This window comes from Sphingomonas rhamnosi, from assembly GCF_036663615.1.
In the GTDB taxonomy this organism is placed as follows: domain Bacteria; phylum Pseudomonadota; class Alphaproteobacteria; order Sphingomonadales; family Sphingomonadaceae; genus Sphingomonas.
This window is the reverse complement of the sequence record NZ_JAXOJJ010000001.1, coordinates 84,539-101,437: the sequence shown is the minus strand read 5'-3', so window position 1 is coordinate 101,437 and position 16,899 is coordinate 84,539. Positions and strand designations below refer to the sequence as shown.

Here is a 16,899-nt window from a genome sequence, read left to right as displayed (position 1 = left end):
CAACCGGGGCAGTCTGCAAGGGTGCGAATGACTCCCTTCACATGGGTTGCATCGCAGCACGCGAGGGCTAAGTAGGGCGCCAAACCCATTCGAGGACTTCGCCCTTGGCATCCCGCAATCCTGCTCGTCCGCTGTCTCCCCATCTGCAGATCTATAAATGGGGCCCGCACATGCTGGTCTCGATCCTGCACCGCGCGACCGGCAGCGGGATGGCGACCGTCGGCACCGGCCTGCTGGTGTGGTGGCTTGCCGCGATCGCCGGCGGCGCGGAAAGCTACCGGACGTTTCAGGACGTGTTCACCACCGACACCGGCGCGCTGAACATCCTCGGCTACGTCATCGGCATCGGCCTGACGCTCTCGCTGTTCCAGCACATGATGAGCGGCATCCGCCATCTGGTGATGGATACCGGCGCGGGGTTCGAGTTGCGCCGCAACAAGATGGGCGCGCTGGCGACGATGGTCGCATCGGTCACGCTGACCATCGTGTTCTGGCTTTTTCTGGGGATGAAGTAATGGGTAATGGTACCCCCCTCGGCCGCGTCCGCGGGCTCGGCAGCGCCAAATCGGGCACGCATCACTGGTGGCATCACCGGCTGACCGCGACCGCCAATATCGGGCTGACCTTGTGGCTGATGTTCTCGGTCGCGCGGATGCCCGGCTATGATTACGCCGCGGTCCGCCTCTGGCTGCAATCGGCCTGGGTCGCAATCCCGATGATCCTGCTCGTCGCGTCGGTGTTCTACCATTTCCGCCTCGGCCTGCAGACCGTCATCGAAGACTACCAGCATGATGAGACCCGCGTCGTCTGGATGATCATCCTCAACCTCTTCACGGTTGCGACCACGGGGATCGCGCTGTTCGCGATCCTGAAGGTCGCCTTCACCGGAGCGCCCGCCTGATGTCTGCTGCGTACAAGATCATCGATCACACCTATGACGCGGTCGTCGTCGGCGCCGGCGGCTCGGGCCTCCGTGCCACGATGGGCATCGCCGAGAGCGGCCTGAAAACCGCCTGCATCACCAAAGTCTTCCCGACCCGTTCGCACACCGTCGCCGCGCAAGGCGGCATCGCCGCGTCGCTCGGCAACAACTCGCCGGATCACTGGACCTGGCACATGTTCGACACCGTCAAGGGCTCGGACTGGCTCGGCGATCAGGACGCGATCGAATATCTGTGCCGTGAGGCCCCGCAGGCGGTGTACGAGCTGGAACATGCCGGCATGCCGTTCAGCCGTAACGAGAACGGCACGATCTATCAGCGCCCGTTCGGCGGCCACATGCAGAACATGGGCGAGGGGCCCCCGGTCCAGCGCACCGCCGCCGCCGCCGATCGTACCGGCCACGCCATGCTCCACGCGCTGTATCAGCAGAGCCTGAAGTACAACACGGACTTCTTCGTCGAATATTTCGCGCTCGATCTGATCATGGAAAACGGCGTCTGCCGCGGCGTCATCGCGCTGTGCATGGAAGACGGCTCGATCCACCGTTTCCGCAGCCACCAGACCGTGCTGGCGACCGGCGGCTATGGCCGCGTCTATTTCTCGGCGACGTCGGCGCACACCTGCACCGGTGACGGCAATGCGATGGTGCTCCGCGCCGGGCTGCCGTTGCAGGACATGGAGTTCGTCCAGTTCCACCCGACCGGCATCTATGGCGCCGGCGTGCTCATCACCGAGGGCGCACGTGGCGAGGGCGGTTACCTGACCAACTCCGAGGGCGAGCGCTTCATGGAGCGCTATGCCCCGTCGGCGAAGGACCTCGCCTCGCGCGACGTCGTTTCGCGCTCGATGGCGCTCGAAATGCGCGAAGGCCGTGGCGTCGGCAAGAATGGCGACCACATCTTCCTGCACCTCGATCACATCGATCCCAAGGTGCTGGCCGAGCGCCTGCCGGGCATCACCGAAACCGGCAAGGTCTTCGCCGGCGTCGATCTCACGCGCCAGCCGCTGCCGGTCACACCGACCGTGCATTACAACATGGGCGGCATCCCGACCAATTTCCACGGCGAAGTCGTCAACCTCGTCGATGGCAACCCCGACACCGTCGTCCCCGGCCTGTTCGCGGTCGGTGAAGCGGCCTGCGTCTCGGTCCACGGCGCCAACCGCCTGGGGTCGAACAGCCTGATCGATCTTGTGGTGTTCGGCCGCGCGACCGGCCTGCGTATCAAGGACATCCAGAAGCCTGGCGTCGCGCATGCGCCGCTGCCCAAGGGTTCGGAAGAGCTGGCGCTGTCGCGCCTCGACCATTTCCGCAACGCGAGCGGCGGATCGACCACCGCGACGATCCGGCTCGACATGCAGCAGACGATGCAGAAGCATTGCGCGGTGTTCCGCGACACCGAGCTGCTGAACCAGGGTGTCGAGAAGATGGCCGGGATCTACAACCGGATGACCGACATCGCGGTGAAGGATCGCAGCCTGATCTGGAACACCGATCTGGTCGAGACGATGGAGCTCGACAATCTGATCGGCCAGGCGGTCGTGACGATGAACTCCGCCGCCAACCGCACCGAATCGCGCGGCGCGCACATGCACGAGGATTTCCCCGAGCGTGACGACGCCAACTGGATGAAGCACACCATCACCAGCTTCAACGGCTGGGGCGGCAAGGGCGGCGAGACCAAGATCGATTACCGTCCGGTGCACGATTACACGCTCACCGACGACGTCGACTACATCAAGCCCAAGAAGCGCGTCTATTGAGCCCGTGGGCGATCATCGCGGTGGGGTTCCTGGTCCCGATCGCGGTGGGCGTGCCCACGCGGCTCCAGCCGTTGCTGGTCGGGTTCGCCTGGCCGCTGCTCGTCGCGATCGGCGCGGTGCTCTACGTGACGCTGCACCCCGCCGCCGCGGGTGACCCCAACGCCGCGCTCGCGATTCCCTTCGCCGCGCTGTTCTCGCTCGCGGGCGGCGTGCCGGGCGGCGTCCTCGGCTGGATCATCAAGCTGCGTCTGGCCCGGCGGGGATAGTTACCTTCCACCCCGGCGAAGGCCGGGGCCCAATTGGGGAACGATCGTTACGACGGACGGCGATCCGTTACACTGGCTTTCCCATTTGGGCCCCGGCCTCCGCGGGGGTGGTCAGGGAGATAAGGAACCCGCCCCCCACCCCAGCGGTTACGCGCGCATGACCGACACCACCCCCCGATCGAACGCCCGCAACTACCCGTTGCTGGCGGTCCCGCACGTCCAGCTGCACGGCCCGGTCAACGACCAGATGTACGACAGCTACAAATTCCAGCTGGCGAACGCGCCCACCAATGGCCCTCTCGTCGTGTCGATCACCACGCTCGGCGGCGACCCCGAGATGGCGCGCGCGATGGCGGACAATATCCGCCTGCTCCGCGAATACACCGATCGCGAGACGCTGTTCCTCGGCAAGGTCGCGGTCTATTCCGCCGGCGCGACCTTCATGTCCGCCTTCCCGGTCCACAGCCGCTTCCTCACCAAGCACACCCGGCTGATGATCCACGAACGCTCGATGCAGAGCACGATCCAGCTCAACGGCCCGCTCAACACGCTGTCGCACGCGCTGCGCGCCAAGCTCCATGAGATCGAGGATTCGATCGAGATCCAGAACGAGGGCTTTCGCGATCTGGTCGCGGGCTCGAAGGTATCGTTCGAGGAGCTCAAGGCCCGCGCGCCCGACAATTGGTATATCGAGGCCGACGAAGCGCTGGCGCTCGGGCTTGTCCTCGACGTGATCTGACCCCAGTTAGGGTGCCCCATGATGCGGTGCAGCGACACGGGGTTTGCGGACCTCCTGTCTGTCATGTATCGGCACCGCTAATCGATCACCCCATCCACGGACGGACCGCGCGCAATGGCCGAATTCTCCCTCCCGAAGAACAGCGTCGTCAAGAAGGGCGTCAAGCACGCCGCGACCAGCCAGGGTTCCGGGGGCAAACGGCTCAAATCGTTCAAGGTCTATCGTTACGACCCGGATAGCGGCGAGAACCCGCGTTACGACACCTTCGAGCTCGACCTCGACGAGACCGGCCCGATGGTGCTCGACGCGCTGATCAAGATGAAGGGCGAGCAGGATTCCTCGCTCACCTTCCGCCGCTCGTGCCGCGAGGGTATTTGCGGATCGTGCTCGATGAACATCGACGGCCGCAACGGCCTCGCCTGCACCACGGCGATCGAGGACATCAAGGGCGAGGTCACGATCACCCCGCTGCCACACATGGACGTGATCAAGGACCTGGTCCCCGATTTCACGCACTTCTACGCGCAGTACAGCGCGATCAAGCCGTGGCTGCAGACGGTCACCCCGCCGCCGTCGGGCAAGGAGCGCCTGCAGAGCCCCAAGGACCGCGAGAAGCTCGACGGCCTGTACGAGTGCATCCTGTGCGCCTGCTGCTCGACCAGCTGCCCGTCCTATTGGTGGAACTCGGACAAGTTCCTCGGCCCTGCGATCCTGTTGCAGGCCTATCGCTGGCTCGCCGACAGCCGCGACGAGATGACCGGCGAGCGGCTCGACGAACTCGAGGATCCGTTCCGCCTGTATCGCTGCCACACCATCATGAACTGCGCGAACACCTGCCCCAAGGGTCTCAACCCCGCCAAGGCGATCGCCGAGATCAAGAAGATGGAAGCCGAACGGATCGTCTGATATTTTCCACCCCGGCGAAGGCCGGGGCCCAATTGGGGAACGGCTGTTGTGACGCGGTTCCGCTCATTACGTCGGTTCTCCCAATTGGGCCCCGGCCTTCGCCGGGGAAGTCCGTGACCGTATTACAAGCCTACAACGCACTCATCGCCTCGGGCGAACTCCGCCCCGATCCGGCCCAGGCCGCGGCCGCCGCGCGCCTCGACACCCTCGCCCAGCAGCTCGCGCAGCCCCAACCCACCGGCTTCTTCGCGCGCTTCACCAGCAAGCCCGCACCGTGTGGGCTCTACCTCTGGGGCGGGGTCGGCCGCGGCAAGTCGATGCTGATGGACCTGTTCTACGCCAACGCCGCGGTCGCCAAGAAGCGCCGCGTCCATTTCGGCGAGTTCATGCTCGAGGTCCACGCCCGCATCGCCAACGAACGCCGCAAGGAAGTCGGCGACCCGATCGCCCCGGTCGCCGCGCACATCGCCGAGGAGACCCGCCTGCTCGCGTTCGACGAGATGATGGTGACCAACAGCCCCGACGCGATGATCCTCTCGCGGCTGTTCACCGCGCTGTTGGGCGCCGGCGTCACGATCGTCACCACCTCGAACCGCCCGCCGTCCGATCTCTACAAGAACGGGCTCAACCGCGAGCATTTCCTGCCCTTCATCGCGACGATCGAACGCCAGCTCGACGTGCTGCCCCTGAACGGTCCGGTCGATTATCGGCGCGACCGCCTGGGTCAGCAGGACACCTGGCTGGTCCCCAACGGGCCCGAGGCGACCGCACAGCTCTCCGCCGCGTTCTTCCGCCTCACCGACTTCTCGACCGACGACAAGGAGCATGTCCCCTCCGAGGATCTCGAGGTGCAGGGCCGCACGCTCCACGTGCCGAAGAGCCTCAAGGGCGTCGCGGTGTTCAGCTTCAAGCGGCTGTGCGGCGAGGCAAGGGGCGTGGCCGACTATCTAGCGATCGCGCGGAAATTCCACACCGTGATCCTGGTCGGCATCCCCCAGCTCACGCCCGACAACCGCAACGAAGCCGCGCGGTTCGTCGCGCTGATCGACGCGCTCTACGAACACAAGGTCAAGCTGCTCGCCGCCGCCGACGCACAGCCGGACGCACTGTACGAAACCGGCGACGGTCGCTTCGAGTTCGATCGTACGATCAGCCGGCTGGAGGAAATGCGGTCCGAGGAGTATCTCTCCGAAGGGCATCTGTAACCCTTTCCGTCATCCTGACGAAAGTCAGGATCCAGAGTTTCAAGCGCTGCGTTCCCGACCCTGGATCCTGACGTTCGTCAGGATGACGGGAGCTATTGCACATGCGAACCAGTCGCAATAAGCGGCCACGTAAAGCGCTTTAGCGGTTGCCGTAGCGCCATAATGCGCGTAGGCGGCGTGGCCAATCACCCCGTAGACGGAGACGGATTGCATGGCTCGCAAGAAGATCGCGCTGATCGGCGCCGGTAACATCGGCGGGACGCTCGCGCATCTCGCGGCGCTCAAGGGGCTTGGCGACATAGTCCTGTTCGACGTCGCCGAGGGCATTCCCCAGGGCAAGGCGCTCGACCTGTCGCAGTGCAGCCCGGTCGAAGGCTTCGACTCGACGATCACCGGCTCGAACGATTATGCCGACATCGCCGGCGCCGACGTCATCATCGTCACCGCCGGTGTCGCGCGGAAACCCGGCATGAGCCGTGACGACCTGCTCGGCATCAACCTGAAGGTGATGAAGGCGGTCGGCGAGGGCATCAAGGCCAACGCCCCCGACGCGTTCGTGATCTGCATCACCAACCCGCTCGACGCGATGGTCTGGGCGCTGCGCGAATTCTCGGGGCTGCCGCATCACATGGTCGTCGGCATGGCCGGCGTGCTCGATTCGTCGCGCTTCAGCCACTTCCTCGCCGACGAGTTCAAGGTCTCGGTCAAGGACGTCACCAGCTTCGTGCTCGGCGGCCACGGCGACACGATGGTCCCGGTGATCAGCTATTCGACCGTCTCGGGCATCCCGGTTCCCGATCTCATCGCGATGGGGATGTCGAGCCAGGAGAAGATCGACGCGATCGTCAAGCGCACCCGCGGCGGCGGCGGCGAGATCGTCGGCCTGCTCAAGACCGGCTCGGCCTATTACGCCCCCGCCACCAGCGGCATCGCGATGGCCGAGGCCTATCTCTACGACCAGAAGCGCGTCCTGCCCGCCGCAGCGTACGTCTCGGGCGAGTACGGCCTCAACGATCTCTACGTCGGCGTGCCGGTGGTGATCGGCGCCGGTGGCGTCGAGAAGATCGTCGAGATCAAGCTCGACGACGAAGCCAAGGCCAACCTCGGCGTATCGGTCGACGCGGTCAAGGAGCTGATCGTGGCGTGCAAGGGGATCGACGGTTCGCTGAACTGATGAGGTGAGATAGGGAATACCACCCCGGCGAAGGCCGGGGCCCAATTGGGAAGGCCCCGGTGATGGAAGAACAAGCGTTCGTCTACATCATGGCAAGCGGGTACAACGGTACGCTCTATCTCGGCTCGACGGTGAATCTGGCAAAGCGCGTGTGGGAACACCGCAACGGCGTCGTCCCCGGGTTCACGCAGAAATACGACTGCAAGCTGCTCGTCTGGTACGAAACGCTCGGCAGTTGGGAAGCCGCCCGGCAGCGCGAGCTGCAGATGAAGGAGTGGAAGCGGGACTGGAAACTGCGAGAGATCAACGGCTTCAATCCCGGTTGGGATGACCTGTACGATCGTATCGCACTCCCATGAGCGCTTCCCAATTGGGCCCCGGCCTTCGCCGGGGTGGTAAGGAACGAGACAGATGAGCATCCTCGTCGACAAGAACACCAAGGTCATCACGCAAGGGATGACCGGCAAGACCGGCACCTTCCACACCCGCGCGGCGCTGGATTACGGCACGCAGATGGTCGGCGGCGTCACGCCCGGCAAGGGCGGCACGACGCATGAGGAGCTGGGCCTGCCCAACTTCAACACCGTGGCGGAAGCCAAGGCCGTCACCGGCGCGACCGCGTCGGTGATCTACGTTCCGCCCCCCTTCGCCGCGGATTCGATCCTCGAGGCGATCGACGCCGAGATTGAGTTGATCGTCGCGATCACCGAAGGCATCCCCGTGCTCGACATGGTCAAGGTCAAGCGCGCACTGTCGGGCAGCAAGTCGCGCCTCATCGGCCCGAACTGCCCTGGCGTGCTGACGCCCGGCGAGTGCAAGATCGGCATCATGCCCGGCAGCATCTTCCGCAAGGGCTCGGTCGGCGTCGTGTCGCGCTCGGGCACGCTCACCTATGAGGCGGTGTTCCAGACCTCGAACGCGGGCCTCGGCCAGACCACCGCGGTCGGCATCGGCGGCGATCCGGTCAACGGCACCAACTTCATCGACGTGCTCGAGCTGTTCCTCGCCGACGACGCGACCCAGTCGATCATCATGATCGGCGAAATCGGCGGCGACGCCGAGGAGCAGGCCGCGCAGTTCCTGATCGACGAGGCCAGGCGTGGCCGCAAGAAGCCGATGGCCGGCTTCATCGCGGGCCGCACCGCGCCTCCGGGCCGTCGCATGGGCCATGCCGGCGCGATCGTGTCGGGCGGCAAGGGCGATGCCGAGAGCAAGATCGCGGCGATGGAAGCCGCCGGGATCAAGGTTTCGGAGAGCCCGAGCGAACTCGGTACGACGCTGTTGTCGGTGCTGAACGGGTAATCACTAGGCGCGTCACCCCAGCGAAGGCTGGGGTCTCGTGCCGCATGAGATCCCAGCCTTCGCTGGGATGACGAGGGTATGATGGGCTACGAAGGCCAGGATTTCAGCGATATCGCCGCCGGCGTCAGCCCGGCCTTCGTCGAGACGTTGTACGTCAAGTACAATGCCGACCCCGCATCGGTCGATTCCGGCTGGCGCGCCTTCTTCGAGGGGCTCGAATCCGCGCAGAACCCAAGCTGGGAAAGCGCGCGCTGGCCGCTGACCACGACCGACGATCTCACCGCGGCGCTCGACCCCACCCAGATGGAGCCGGCGCCCAAGCCGGCAAAGGGCGGCAAGCCTGCCCCGGCCGCACCGGCCCCCGCTGCCGTCAGCCAGGCCGATATCATCAAGGCCGCCGGCGACGCGATCCGCGCGCAGATGCTGATCCGCACCTACCGGGTCCGCGGTCACCTCGCCGCCAATCTCGATCCGCTGGGTCTCTCCAAGCGCGAGATGCCCGAGGATCTGCGCACCGAATATCACGGCTTCACCGACGCCGACATCGATCGCCCGGTCTATCTCGGTGGCACGATGGGGCTGCAATGGGCCACCGTCCGCGACCTCGTCGACACGCTGCGCAAGAATTACTGCGGCAATGTCGGCCTCGAATATATGCACATCGTCGATGTCGAGGAGCGCCGCTTCCTGCAGGAGCGCATGGAGGGCCAGGACAAGGCGATCGAATTTACCACGGATGGCAAAAAGGCGATCCTGACCAAGGTGATCGAGGCCGAGCAGTGGGAGAAATTCCTCGGCAAGAAGTACGTCGGCACCAAGCGCTTCGGCCTCGACGGCGGCGAATCGATGATCCCGGCGCTTGAGTCGGTGATCAAGTACGGCGGCCAGATGGGCGTCAACGAGATCGTCATCGGCATGGCGCATCGCGGCCGCCTCAACGTGCTCGCCAACGTCATGGCCAAGCCGCTGCGCGTCATCTTCCACGAATTTTCGGGCGGCTCGGCCAACCCCGAGGATGTCGGCGGCTCGGGCGACGTGAAATACCACCTCGGCACCAGCACCGACCGCGAGTTCGGCGGCCACAAGGTTCATATGAGCCTCGTCGCCAACCCCTCGCACCTCGAAGCCGCCGACCCCGTCGTGCTCGGCAAGACCCGCGCGATCCAGACGCTCAACAACGACCTCAAGGATCACGTCGCCGCGCTGCCGGTGCTGATCCACGGCGACGCCGCGTTCGCGGGGCAGGGGATCGTCTGGGAGTGCCTCGGCTTCTCCGGCATCCGCGGCTACAACACCGGTGGCTGCGTCCACTTCATCATCAACAACCAGGTCGGCTTCACGACCAGCCCGCAGTTCGCGCGCTCGTCGCCCTATCCGTCGGATGTGGCGAAGGGCGTCCAGGCGCCGGTCTTCCACGTCAACGGCGACGATCCCGAAGCGGTGACCTTCGCGACCAAGATGGCGATGGAATTCCGCCAGAAGTTCCACCGCGACATCGTCATCGACATGTGGTGCTATCGCCGCTTCGGGCATAACGAGGGCGACGAGCCGTCCTTCACGCAGCCGCTGATGTACGACATCATCCGCAAGCATCCCGGCGTGTCGAAGGTGTATGGCGACCGCCTCGTCGCCGAGCAGGTCGTCGACCAGGCCTGGATCGACGAGAACGTCAAGGAACTCAACATCCGCCTGGAGAGCGAGTTCGAGGCCGGTGCCTCGTACAAGCCCAACAAGGCCGACTGGTTCGGCGGTCGCTGGACCGGCCTCAGCGCGCCCAAGGCCGATTCCGACGTGCGTCGCAACGTCGAGACGGGTCTCAGCCCCAAGCTGTTCGACTCGCTCGGCCGCACGCTGACGACCGTTCCCGACAGCGTGAAGATCCACAAGACGCTGGCGCGCGTGATCGACGCCAAGCGCGAGATGTTCCGCTCCGGCAAGGGCTTCGACTGGGCGACCGGCGAAGCGCTCGCGTTCGGCGGTCTGCTCTCGGAGGGCTATGGCGTCCGTCTGTCCGGCCAGGATTCGGGCCGCGGCACCTTCTCGCAGCGCCACGCGGTGTGGGTCGACCAGACCGACGAGCATAAGTACGTGCCGCTGCAGGAAATCGAGCACGGCAATTTCGAAGTGCTCGACAGCCCGCTCAGCGAGTACGGCGTGCTCGGCTTCGAGTACGGCTACGCGCTCGCCGACCCGAAGACGCTGGTCCTCTGGGAGGCGCAGTTCGGCGATTTCGTCAACGGCGCGCAGATCATGATCGATCAGTTCATCACCTCGGGCGAGTCGAAGTGGCTCCGCGCCAACGGCCTCGTGATGCTGCTGCCGCACGGCTATGAAGGGCAGGGGCCCGAGCATAGCTCGGCACGTCCCGAGCGCTTCCTTCAGTCCTGCGCGGACGACAATATCCAGGTCGCGAACTGCACCAGCCCGGCGAACTATTTCCACCTGCTCCGCCGGCAGATGCACCGTAACTTCCGCAAGCCCCTGATCGTGATGACGCCCAAGTCGCTGCTCCGCCACAAGCTGGCGGTGTCGTCGGCCGAGGACTTCCAGGGCGACAGCCACTTCCGTCGCCTGCTGTCCGACACCAATGGTGCGGCGGACGTCGATACGAAGCGTCTGGTTCTGTGCACCGGCAAGGTCGCCTATGACCTGATCGAGGCGCGCGATGCGGCGGGCGGCAACGACACGCAGATCGTCCGCGTCGAACAGCTCTATCCCTTCCCCGGCGACGCGATCGCCGAGCGCGTCGCACGGATGCCGAACCTCGAAGAGATCGTCTGGGCGCAGGAAGAGCCGAAGAACAACGGCTATTGGTTCTTCGTCGAGCCGCTGATCGAGGAGGCGCTGGCGACGGTGAACTCCCCTGTGAAGCGCGCGCGTTATGCGGGCCGCAACGCCTCGGCGTCGCCCGCGACGGGCCTGATGAAGCGGCACCAGGCCGAGCAGGGTGCGCTCGTCGCCGACGCGCTCGGCCACAGCGTCCGCGACGAGATCCGCCGCGCGCGGAAGACCGAAGACGAACGCACCGCCGGCAAGGCTGGCGCATAACGACCTAGCGCTGCTCCTTGTGTTCCTGCGCAGGCAGGAACCCAGGGCCCAGCAGAGCAACCCTAGGCTCCTGCCTCCGCAGGAGCACAAAAGGTAGAAGTGAAATGGCAACCGAAGTCACCGTCCCCGTCCTGGGCGAATCGATCACCGAAGCCACACTCGGCGAATGGCTGAAGCAGCCCGGCGAAGCCGTCGCGGTCGACGAGCCGATCGCCAGCCTCGAGACCGACAAGGTCTCGGTCGAAGTCCCGTCGCCGGTCGCCGGCGTCATGGGACAGCACGCCGTCGCCGTCGGCGACACCGTCCAGGTCGGCGCGATGCTCGCGACGATCGACGCCGCTGGTGGCACAGGCGCAGCGCCGGCCCCCACCGCTGCTGGTGCCGCACCCGCCGCAGCCCCTGCGACCGGTGAAGGCGGCGCCGGCTATGGCGACCAGCCCGGCACCTCCGCCAGCGACGCGCCCGCCGCCGGCGACTCGCCCGCTGCGCTCTCGCCGTCGGTCCGCCGCGCGGTGCTCGAGCACGGCGTCGACCCCTCGACCGTAAAGGGCACCGGCCGCGACGGCCGCATCACCAAGGAAGACGTGACCGCGGCGGCCTCCAGCAAGCCCGCACCGGCCGCCGCCGCGGCGCCGACTGCAGCCGCCCCCGCCGCCGCCGCCTCGGGCCGCCCGGAAGAGCGCGTCCGCATGACGCGTCTCCGCCAGACGATCGCCAAGCGCCTCAAGGAAGCGCAGAACACCGCTGCGATGCTGACGACGTTCAACGACGTCGACATGACCGCGGTGATCGAGGCGCGCGCCAAGTACAAGGACCTGTTCGAGAAGAAGCACGGCGTCCGCCTCGGCTTCATGGGCTTCTTCGTGAAGGCCGCGACGATGGCCTTGAAGGACATCCCCTCGGTCAACGCCTCGATCGACGGCGACGACATCGTCTATCACAATTATGCCGACATCTCGGTCGCGGTCTCGTCGCCCGGCGGCCTCGTCGTCCCGGTGATCCGCGATGCGCAGGACCTGACGGTTGCCGGCATCGAGAAGACGATCGGCGACTTCGGCAAGCGCGCCAAGGACGGCACGCTCAAGATGGACGAGATGAAGGGCGGTACCTTCACCATCTCGAACGGCGGCGTGTTCGGCTCGCTGATGTCGACCCCGATCATCAACCCGCCGCAGTCCGCGGTGCTCGGCCTCCACCGCATCGAGGAGCGCCCGGTCGTCCGCGACGGTCAGGTCGTCGTGCGGCCCATGATGTACCTCGCCCTCAGCTACGATCACCGCCTGATCGACGGCCGCGAAGCCGTGACGTTCCTCGTCGCGCTCAAGAACGCGATCGAAGATCCCACGCGTATCCTGATCGACCTGTAATTCAGCTGTTCCCCGGCGAAGGCCGGGGTCCAGTTGGGAAGGCGGAGGTGACGAAGCGCCACGGTCTTCCCATATGTCCCCCAACTGGACCCCGGCCTTCGCCGGGGAAGTGAGAAGAACCATGGCTGACTACGACTATGACGTCCTCGTGATCGGTGCCGGACCCGGTGGCTACGTCGCCGCGATCCGCGCCGCGCAGCTCGGCCTGCGCACCGCCTGCGCCGAGAGCCGCGAGACGCTCGGCGGCACCTGCCTCAACGTCGGGTGCATCCCGTCCAAGGCGCTGCTTCACGCATCCGAAATCTACGAGGAAGCCAAGGGCGGCCACCTCGCCAAGTTCGGCATCGATTTCACCGGCGTCACCCTGAACCTCGACCAGATGCACGCCGAAAAGGCGAAAGCGGTCAAGGAACTGACCGGCGGCGTCGAATTCCTGTTTAAGAAGAACAAGGTCACTTGGCTCAAGGGCCTCGCCGCGTTCCAGGACGCGCATACGGTGGAGGTGGCCGGCCAGAAGGTCACCGCCAAGAACATCGTCATCGCCACCGGCTCCAGCGTCACCCCGCTGCCGGGCGTCGCGATCGACCAGGCGGTCGTCGTCGACAGCACCGGCGCGCTCGCCTTGCCCAAGGTCCCCGAGCATCTCGTCGTGATCGGCGGCGGCGTGATCGGGCTCGAGCTCGGCAGCGTCTGGCGCCGGCTCGGCGCCAGGGTGACCGTGGTCGAATATGTCGACCAGATCCTCCCCGGCTTCGACGGCGAAGTCCGCCGCGAGTCCGCCAAGCTGTTCAAGAAGCAGGGCATGGAACTCCGCCTGTCGACCAAGGTCACCGGCGTCACCGTCGAGGGCGCCACCGCGACCGTCACCGTCGAGCCCGCCGCGGGTGGCGCCGCCGAGACGCTGACCGCCGACGCCGTGCTCGTCGCGATCGGCCGCCGCGCCAATGTCGACGGCCTCAACCTCGCCGCGATCGGCCTCGAGCTCAACACGCGCGGCCAGATTGAAACCGATCACAGCTTCAAGACCAAGGTCGACGGCGTCTGGGCGATCGGCGATTGCGTCCCCGGCCTGATGCTCGCACACAAGGCGGAGGACGAGGGCGTCGCGGTCGCCGAGAACATCGCCGGCCAGACCGGCATCGTCAACGAGGACGTCATTCCCTCGGTCGTCTACACGATGCCCGAAATTGCCGGCGTCGGCCTGACCGAGGAAGCCGCACGCGAAAAGGGCGAGATCAAGGTCGGCAAGTTCCCGTTCGCCGCCAACAGCCGCGCCAAGACCAACCGCGACACCGACGGCTTCGTGAAGGTCATCGCCGATGCGAAGTCCGACCGCGTCCTCGGCGTGTGGATCGTCTCCAGCCTCGCCGGCACGCTGATCGCCGAAGCCGCTATCGCGATGGAATTCGGCGCGACCAGCGAAGACATCGCCTACACTTGCCACGCGCATCCGACGCATGCCGAGGCGCTCAAGGAGGCGGCGATGGCGGTGCAAGGCAAGCCGATCCACATCTAGGCCTTCGGCCAGATGTAAACCGGCTTGCCCGGCCGGCGGCGCTACGGCGCCGTCCGACGACACGGGCTTTGCCCGTGTCGGGCCATAGGGGGACGCCATCCACCACGTCCACCCCGGCGAAGGCCGGGGCCCAATTGGGAAGGTCGCTGTGGGGACGTGGGCCCTCCATGACTGAGCGCCCCCAATCGGGCCCCGGCCTCCGCCGGGGCGGTGTCTTGATCCGTGGGCGGTTCCTTTGCAGACGGCAGCAACCGTCGCCCCCGGAACCAACCCCCGCACCCACCGGTTGTCTCGCCACCGAAACGAACAGGGATCCACCTTACATGAAGACCGCATTCACCGCCGCCATCCTCGCCGTCTCCGCGCTGTCGCTCGCCGCCTGCGGTGGCAAGGGCGACGACAAGCTTGGCGACCAGGTCGAGCAGGCCGCCGAGAACAACGCGTCGGCGCTCGAAGCCACCGCCGACAATCTCGAAGACCAGGCCGACGCGGTCCGCGACAATGCCGAGGAGCGTTCCGACGCGATCGACGACGCCGACGTCAACGCCGACGCGCTGACCAACGGCCAGAAGGCCGCGGTCGTCAACGGCACCGCCGAGGTCAAGTAACCGAACCGCGCCGGCCGGTGCATCGTCACGCCCTGGCCGGCGCGACCCGTTATGCCGGATGACGCCGCCACCCGCTGGCTGACCTTGACGCGCGAGACCCTGCCAGCGCTCGCCGACGATCGCCGCTGGCCAGTCCGTGCCGACCACTGCTTCCAGCGTATCCTGCTCGACAATGCCTGTGGCGGGGTGTGGTACGATCACATCGTCGGACGGCCCGCCTACCGCCATGCGCCGCCCGAAACGCTCGCCGCCGCCATCGCGCTCGGCGAGGCGGTGATCGCGGGCACCGCGGATCTCGCCACGCTCAACCGCCGATCTCTGGCTTGGCGGGGCAAGCCGCGCAGGTGATGCCCGCGGCAACCATGCGCGGCCGCTTCGTCTTACTCCACCCCCTCGGGGCTGCGCGCGCGTGACCGGTGGTCCGCTTCGCCGGCCGCAGCGAATATCCCCGCCTGGTCCAGATGCGCGCGCCGTTGATCGGCTGTAGTGGATTTCGCGGCGGCTTCGAGTTCGGTGAGTGTCAGGATTTCATAATCGATCGGCGCAGTCGGGTTGGGCAAGGGAACTCCATTCGGTGATGCAGGGCGTGGCAAAGAGCTACGACGAGAGTCCGTAAAGGACGCAAAAGACACGGATTAAATGTGTGCAGACCGGATCGGGCGGCTGCCCTCCGCGCTAGGCCGGGCAGGCGCGCCGCCAGCTCAGTCCGCCCGAATACACCCGCCGGACATAGCCTGGCGCGCCAATGCTCGGCCGGGATGCCCGATCAGGGGTGCGTCAACGTCTCGTCCAGATACGCGATCACGTCGCGCAGCTTGGCGGCAATCAGCACGTCGTCGTTAAGGTCGGCGACCAACAGCGCTTCCTCGATCAACGCGCGCATCCGGCGAAGCTGCTGTACGTCCTTGCCGATCTCCATGCAGGCTCTCCCAACCGCAATAGTCTGCAAGATACGTGACCACGCGGCGATGGATGCGCCTGCCCGACAAATGATGGGTATTTCAAACCGATGGTCGCGGGGCCCGCCATGCTCTCACGGACCAGCCGATGCGCGGCGTCGCGGGCACACCGGCCGTTTCGCGGCGCGCCGTGCGCCCGTCGTTCGGTGCGCCTTTTCGATCCCGTAGAAAGCAAGTCGTTCGTTCTACACGCAATGATTCAGCGTCTGGTAGTATTGACGACCATGTTGTCGTGATCTGCCGGCGATGATACTATCCCCCTGTTGTATGTCTCTGGGGGGATGACATGGCCACGCTAGCACCGCGCCAGCAATCGGGGTCCGCCGACGACCGGTATTTCGTGATGACATCGCTGCTGATGGCGGGAATCATCTTTCTCGGCTTTTCGGTGCAGTTGGCGATGGGCCGCTCGAGTTTCGGCGCACCGTTGATCGTTCATCTCCACGCGCTGGTCTTCATGGGATGGGTGACGATCTACGTCGCGCAGGCGACGTTTGCGGCGACCGCCAATCGGGCCCTGCATCGTCGGCTCGGCTGGCTGGGCACGGTGTGGATCGCGCCGATGGTGGTGTTGGGCATCGCCGTCACCGTGCTGATGGTGCGCCGGGGGCACGCACCGTTCTTCTTCCCGCCCGCGCAGTTTCTCGTGCTCAATCCGCTGTCGGTGCTGACCTTTGCCGGGCTCGCCTGGACCGCGGTCGCGTTGCGCCGGCAAACCGCCTGGCATCGCCGGCTGCACTATTGCGGCATGGCGGTGCTGGTGGGGCCCGCATTCGGCCGGCTGCTGCCGATGCCGCTGCTCGTCCCCTGGGCGTTCGAGGTGACGTCGGCGTGCATCCTGCTGTTTCCGCTGGCGGGGATCATCGCCGACCGGCGCCGCACGGGCCGAATCCATCCGGCATCGCTCTGGGGCGCCGGGATCGTCGCGCTGTCGATCCTGGCCACCGATATGCTGGCCTACAGCCCTGCCGGCGCGACCTTGTACCGCGCGGTCACCGCCGGATCGCCTGGCGCCGTCGTCGCCCCCTACGCCTTCGCCCCGCCACCGCCGGGCCCCGTCACCGGTCGATAGCCGGGCGTGCGATATCGCAAGCATGCCCGATCAT

The 16,899-nt window shown here is 66.1% G+C and carries 18 protein-coding genes; 16 read left to right on the top strand and 2 right to left on the bottom strand.

Annotated features, from left to right (window positions below):
* Window positions 1-104 precede the first annotated feature (104 nt).
* The 15 genes from sdhC to U1701_RS00465 all read left to right on the top strand — a co-directional run bounded on the left by sdhC (window position 105) and on the right by U1701_RS00465 (window position 15,182).
* The gene (gene sdhC, locus U1701_RS00535; protein ID WP_443025969.1) at window positions 105-515 is read left to right on the top strand and encodes a succinate dehydrogenase, cytochrome b556 subunit; all 411 of its coding nucleotides are present in this window, start codon (window positions 105-107) and stop codon (window positions 513-515) included.
* Complete coding sequence (gene sdhD, locus U1701_RS00530) at window positions 515-901, top strand: succinate dehydrogenase, hydrophobic membrane anchor protein (protein WP_332780585.1); 387 nt, start codon at window positions 515-517, stop codon at window positions 899-901. Before sdhC ends, sdhD begins: the two co-directional genes overlap by 1 nt.
* The gene (sdhA, locus tag U1701_RS00525; RefSeq protein WP_332780584.1) at window positions 901-2,703 is read left to right on the top strand and encodes a succinate dehydrogenase flavoprotein subunit; all 1,803 of its coding nucleotides are present in this window, start codon (window positions 901-903) and stop codon (window positions 2,701-2,703) included. Before sdhD ends, sdhA begins: the two co-directional genes overlap by 1 nt.
* Window positions 2,700-2,969 carry a hypothetical protein gene (locus tag U1701_RS00520; protein ID WP_332780583.1) on the top strand — a complete coding sequence of 90 codons (270 nt, stop codon included), beginning with the start codon at window positions 2,700-2,702 and terminating at the stop codon, window positions 2,967-2,969. The genes sdhA and U1701_RS00520 overlap by 4 nt, the downstream gene beginning before the upstream one ends.
* Window positions 2,970-3,126: 157 nt before the next feature.
* On the top strand, window positions 3,127-3,708 hold the full coding sequence (locus U1701_RS00515) for an ATP-dependent Clp protease proteolytic subunit (RefSeq protein WP_332780582.1): 582 nt from the start codon (window positions 3,127-3,129) through the stop codon (window positions 3,706-3,708).
* 114 nt (window positions 3,709-3,822) lie between these two features.
* Window positions 3,823-4,614, top strand: coding sequence for a succinate dehydrogenase iron-sulfur subunit (locus U1701_RS00510; protein ID WP_332780581.1), 792 nt, complete (start codon window positions 3,823-3,825; stop codon window positions 4,612-4,614).
* Between the two features lie 113 nt (window positions 4,615-4,727).
* Window positions 4,728-5,819 (top strand): cell division protein ZapE, encoded by a 1,092-nt coding sequence (gene zapE / locus U1701_RS00505; RefSeq protein WP_332780580.1) that lies wholly within the window; start codon window positions 4,728-4,730, stop codon window positions 5,817-5,819.
* Between the two features lie 211 nt (window positions 5,820-6,030).
* Window positions 6,031-6,993 (top strand): malate dehydrogenase, encoded by a 963-nt coding sequence (gene mdh, locus U1701_RS00500; RefSeq protein ID WP_332780579.1) that lies wholly within the window; start codon window positions 6,031-6,033, stop codon window positions 6,991-6,993.
* Window positions 6,994-7,055: 62 nt separating this feature from the next.
* Window positions 7,056-7,352, top strand: a complete 297-nt coding sequence (locus tag U1701_RS00495) for a GIY-YIG nuclease family protein (RefSeq protein ID WP_332781413.1) — start codon at window positions 7,056-7,058, stop codon at window positions 7,350-7,352.
* A gap of 52 nt (window positions 7,353-7,404) precedes the next feature.
* Window positions 7,405-8,295, top strand: coding sequence for a succinate--CoA ligase subunit alpha (gene sucD / locus U1701_RS00490; protein ID WP_332780578.1), 891 nt, complete (start codon window positions 7,405-7,407; stop codon window positions 8,293-8,295).
* 81 nt (window positions 8,296-8,376) lie between these two features.
* A complete protein-coding gene (locus U1701_RS00485; protein WP_332780577.1) occupies window positions 8,377-11,343 on the top strand; it encodes a 2-oxoglutarate dehydrogenase E1 component in 2,967 nt (988 codons plus the stop codon).
* Window positions 11,344-11,447: 104 nt separating this feature from the next.
* Complete coding sequence (odhB, locus tag U1701_RS00480; RefSeq protein ID WP_332780576.1) at window positions 11,448-12,710, top strand: 2-oxoglutarate dehydrogenase complex dihydrolipoyllysine-residue succinyltransferase; 1,263 nt, start codon at window positions 11,448-11,450, stop codon at window positions 12,708-12,710.
* Window positions 12,711-12,831: 121 nt separating this feature from the next.
* The gene (gene lpdA / locus U1701_RS00475; RefSeq protein ID WP_332780575.1) at window positions 12,832-14,226 is read left to right on the top strand and encodes a dihydrolipoyl dehydrogenase; all 1,395 of its coding nucleotides are present in this window, start codon (window positions 12,832-12,834) and stop codon (window positions 14,224-14,226) included.
* Window positions 14,227-14,549: 323 nt separating this feature from the next.
* On the top strand, window positions 14,550-14,834 hold the full coding sequence (locus U1701_RS00470; RefSeq protein WP_332780574.1) for a lipoprotein: 285 nt from the start codon (window positions 14,550-14,552) through the stop codon (window positions 14,832-14,834).
* 51 nt (window positions 14,835-14,885) lie between these two features.
* Window positions 14,886-15,182 carry a GCN5-related N-acetyltransferase gene (locus tag U1701_RS00465; RefSeq protein ID WP_332780573.1) on the top strand — a complete coding sequence of 99 codons (297 nt, stop codon included), beginning with the start codon at window positions 14,886-14,888 and terminating at the stop codon, window positions 15,180-15,182.
* Window positions 15,183-15,214: 32 nt separating this feature from the next.
* Here the strand turns inward: U1701_RS00465 and U1701_RS00460 are convergent, their stop codons facing one another.
* Together U1701_RS00460 and U1701_RS00455 are read right to left on the bottom strand one after the other, a co-directional pair.
* Window positions 15,215-15,394, bottom strand: coding sequence for a hypothetical protein (locus tag U1701_RS00460; protein WP_332780572.1), 180 nt, complete (start codon window positions 15,392-15,394; stop codon window positions 15,215-15,217).
* A gap of 206 nt (window positions 15,395-15,600) precedes the next feature.
* Window positions 15,601-15,753: a hypothetical protein gene (locus U1701_RS00455; RefSeq protein WP_332780571.1), complete on the bottom strand. Its 153-nt coding sequence runs from the start codon at window positions 15,751-15,753 to the stop codon at window positions 15,601-15,603.
* 326 nt (window positions 15,754-16,079) lie between these two features.
* Between U1701_RS00455 and U1701_RS00450 the strand changes: the two genes are divergently transcribed.
* Complete coding sequence (locus U1701_RS00450) at window positions 16,080-16,865, top strand: hypothetical protein (RefSeq protein ID WP_332780570.1); 786 nt, start codon at window positions 16,080-16,082, stop codon at window positions 16,863-16,865.
* Window positions 16,866-16,899: the final 34 nt, after the last annotated feature.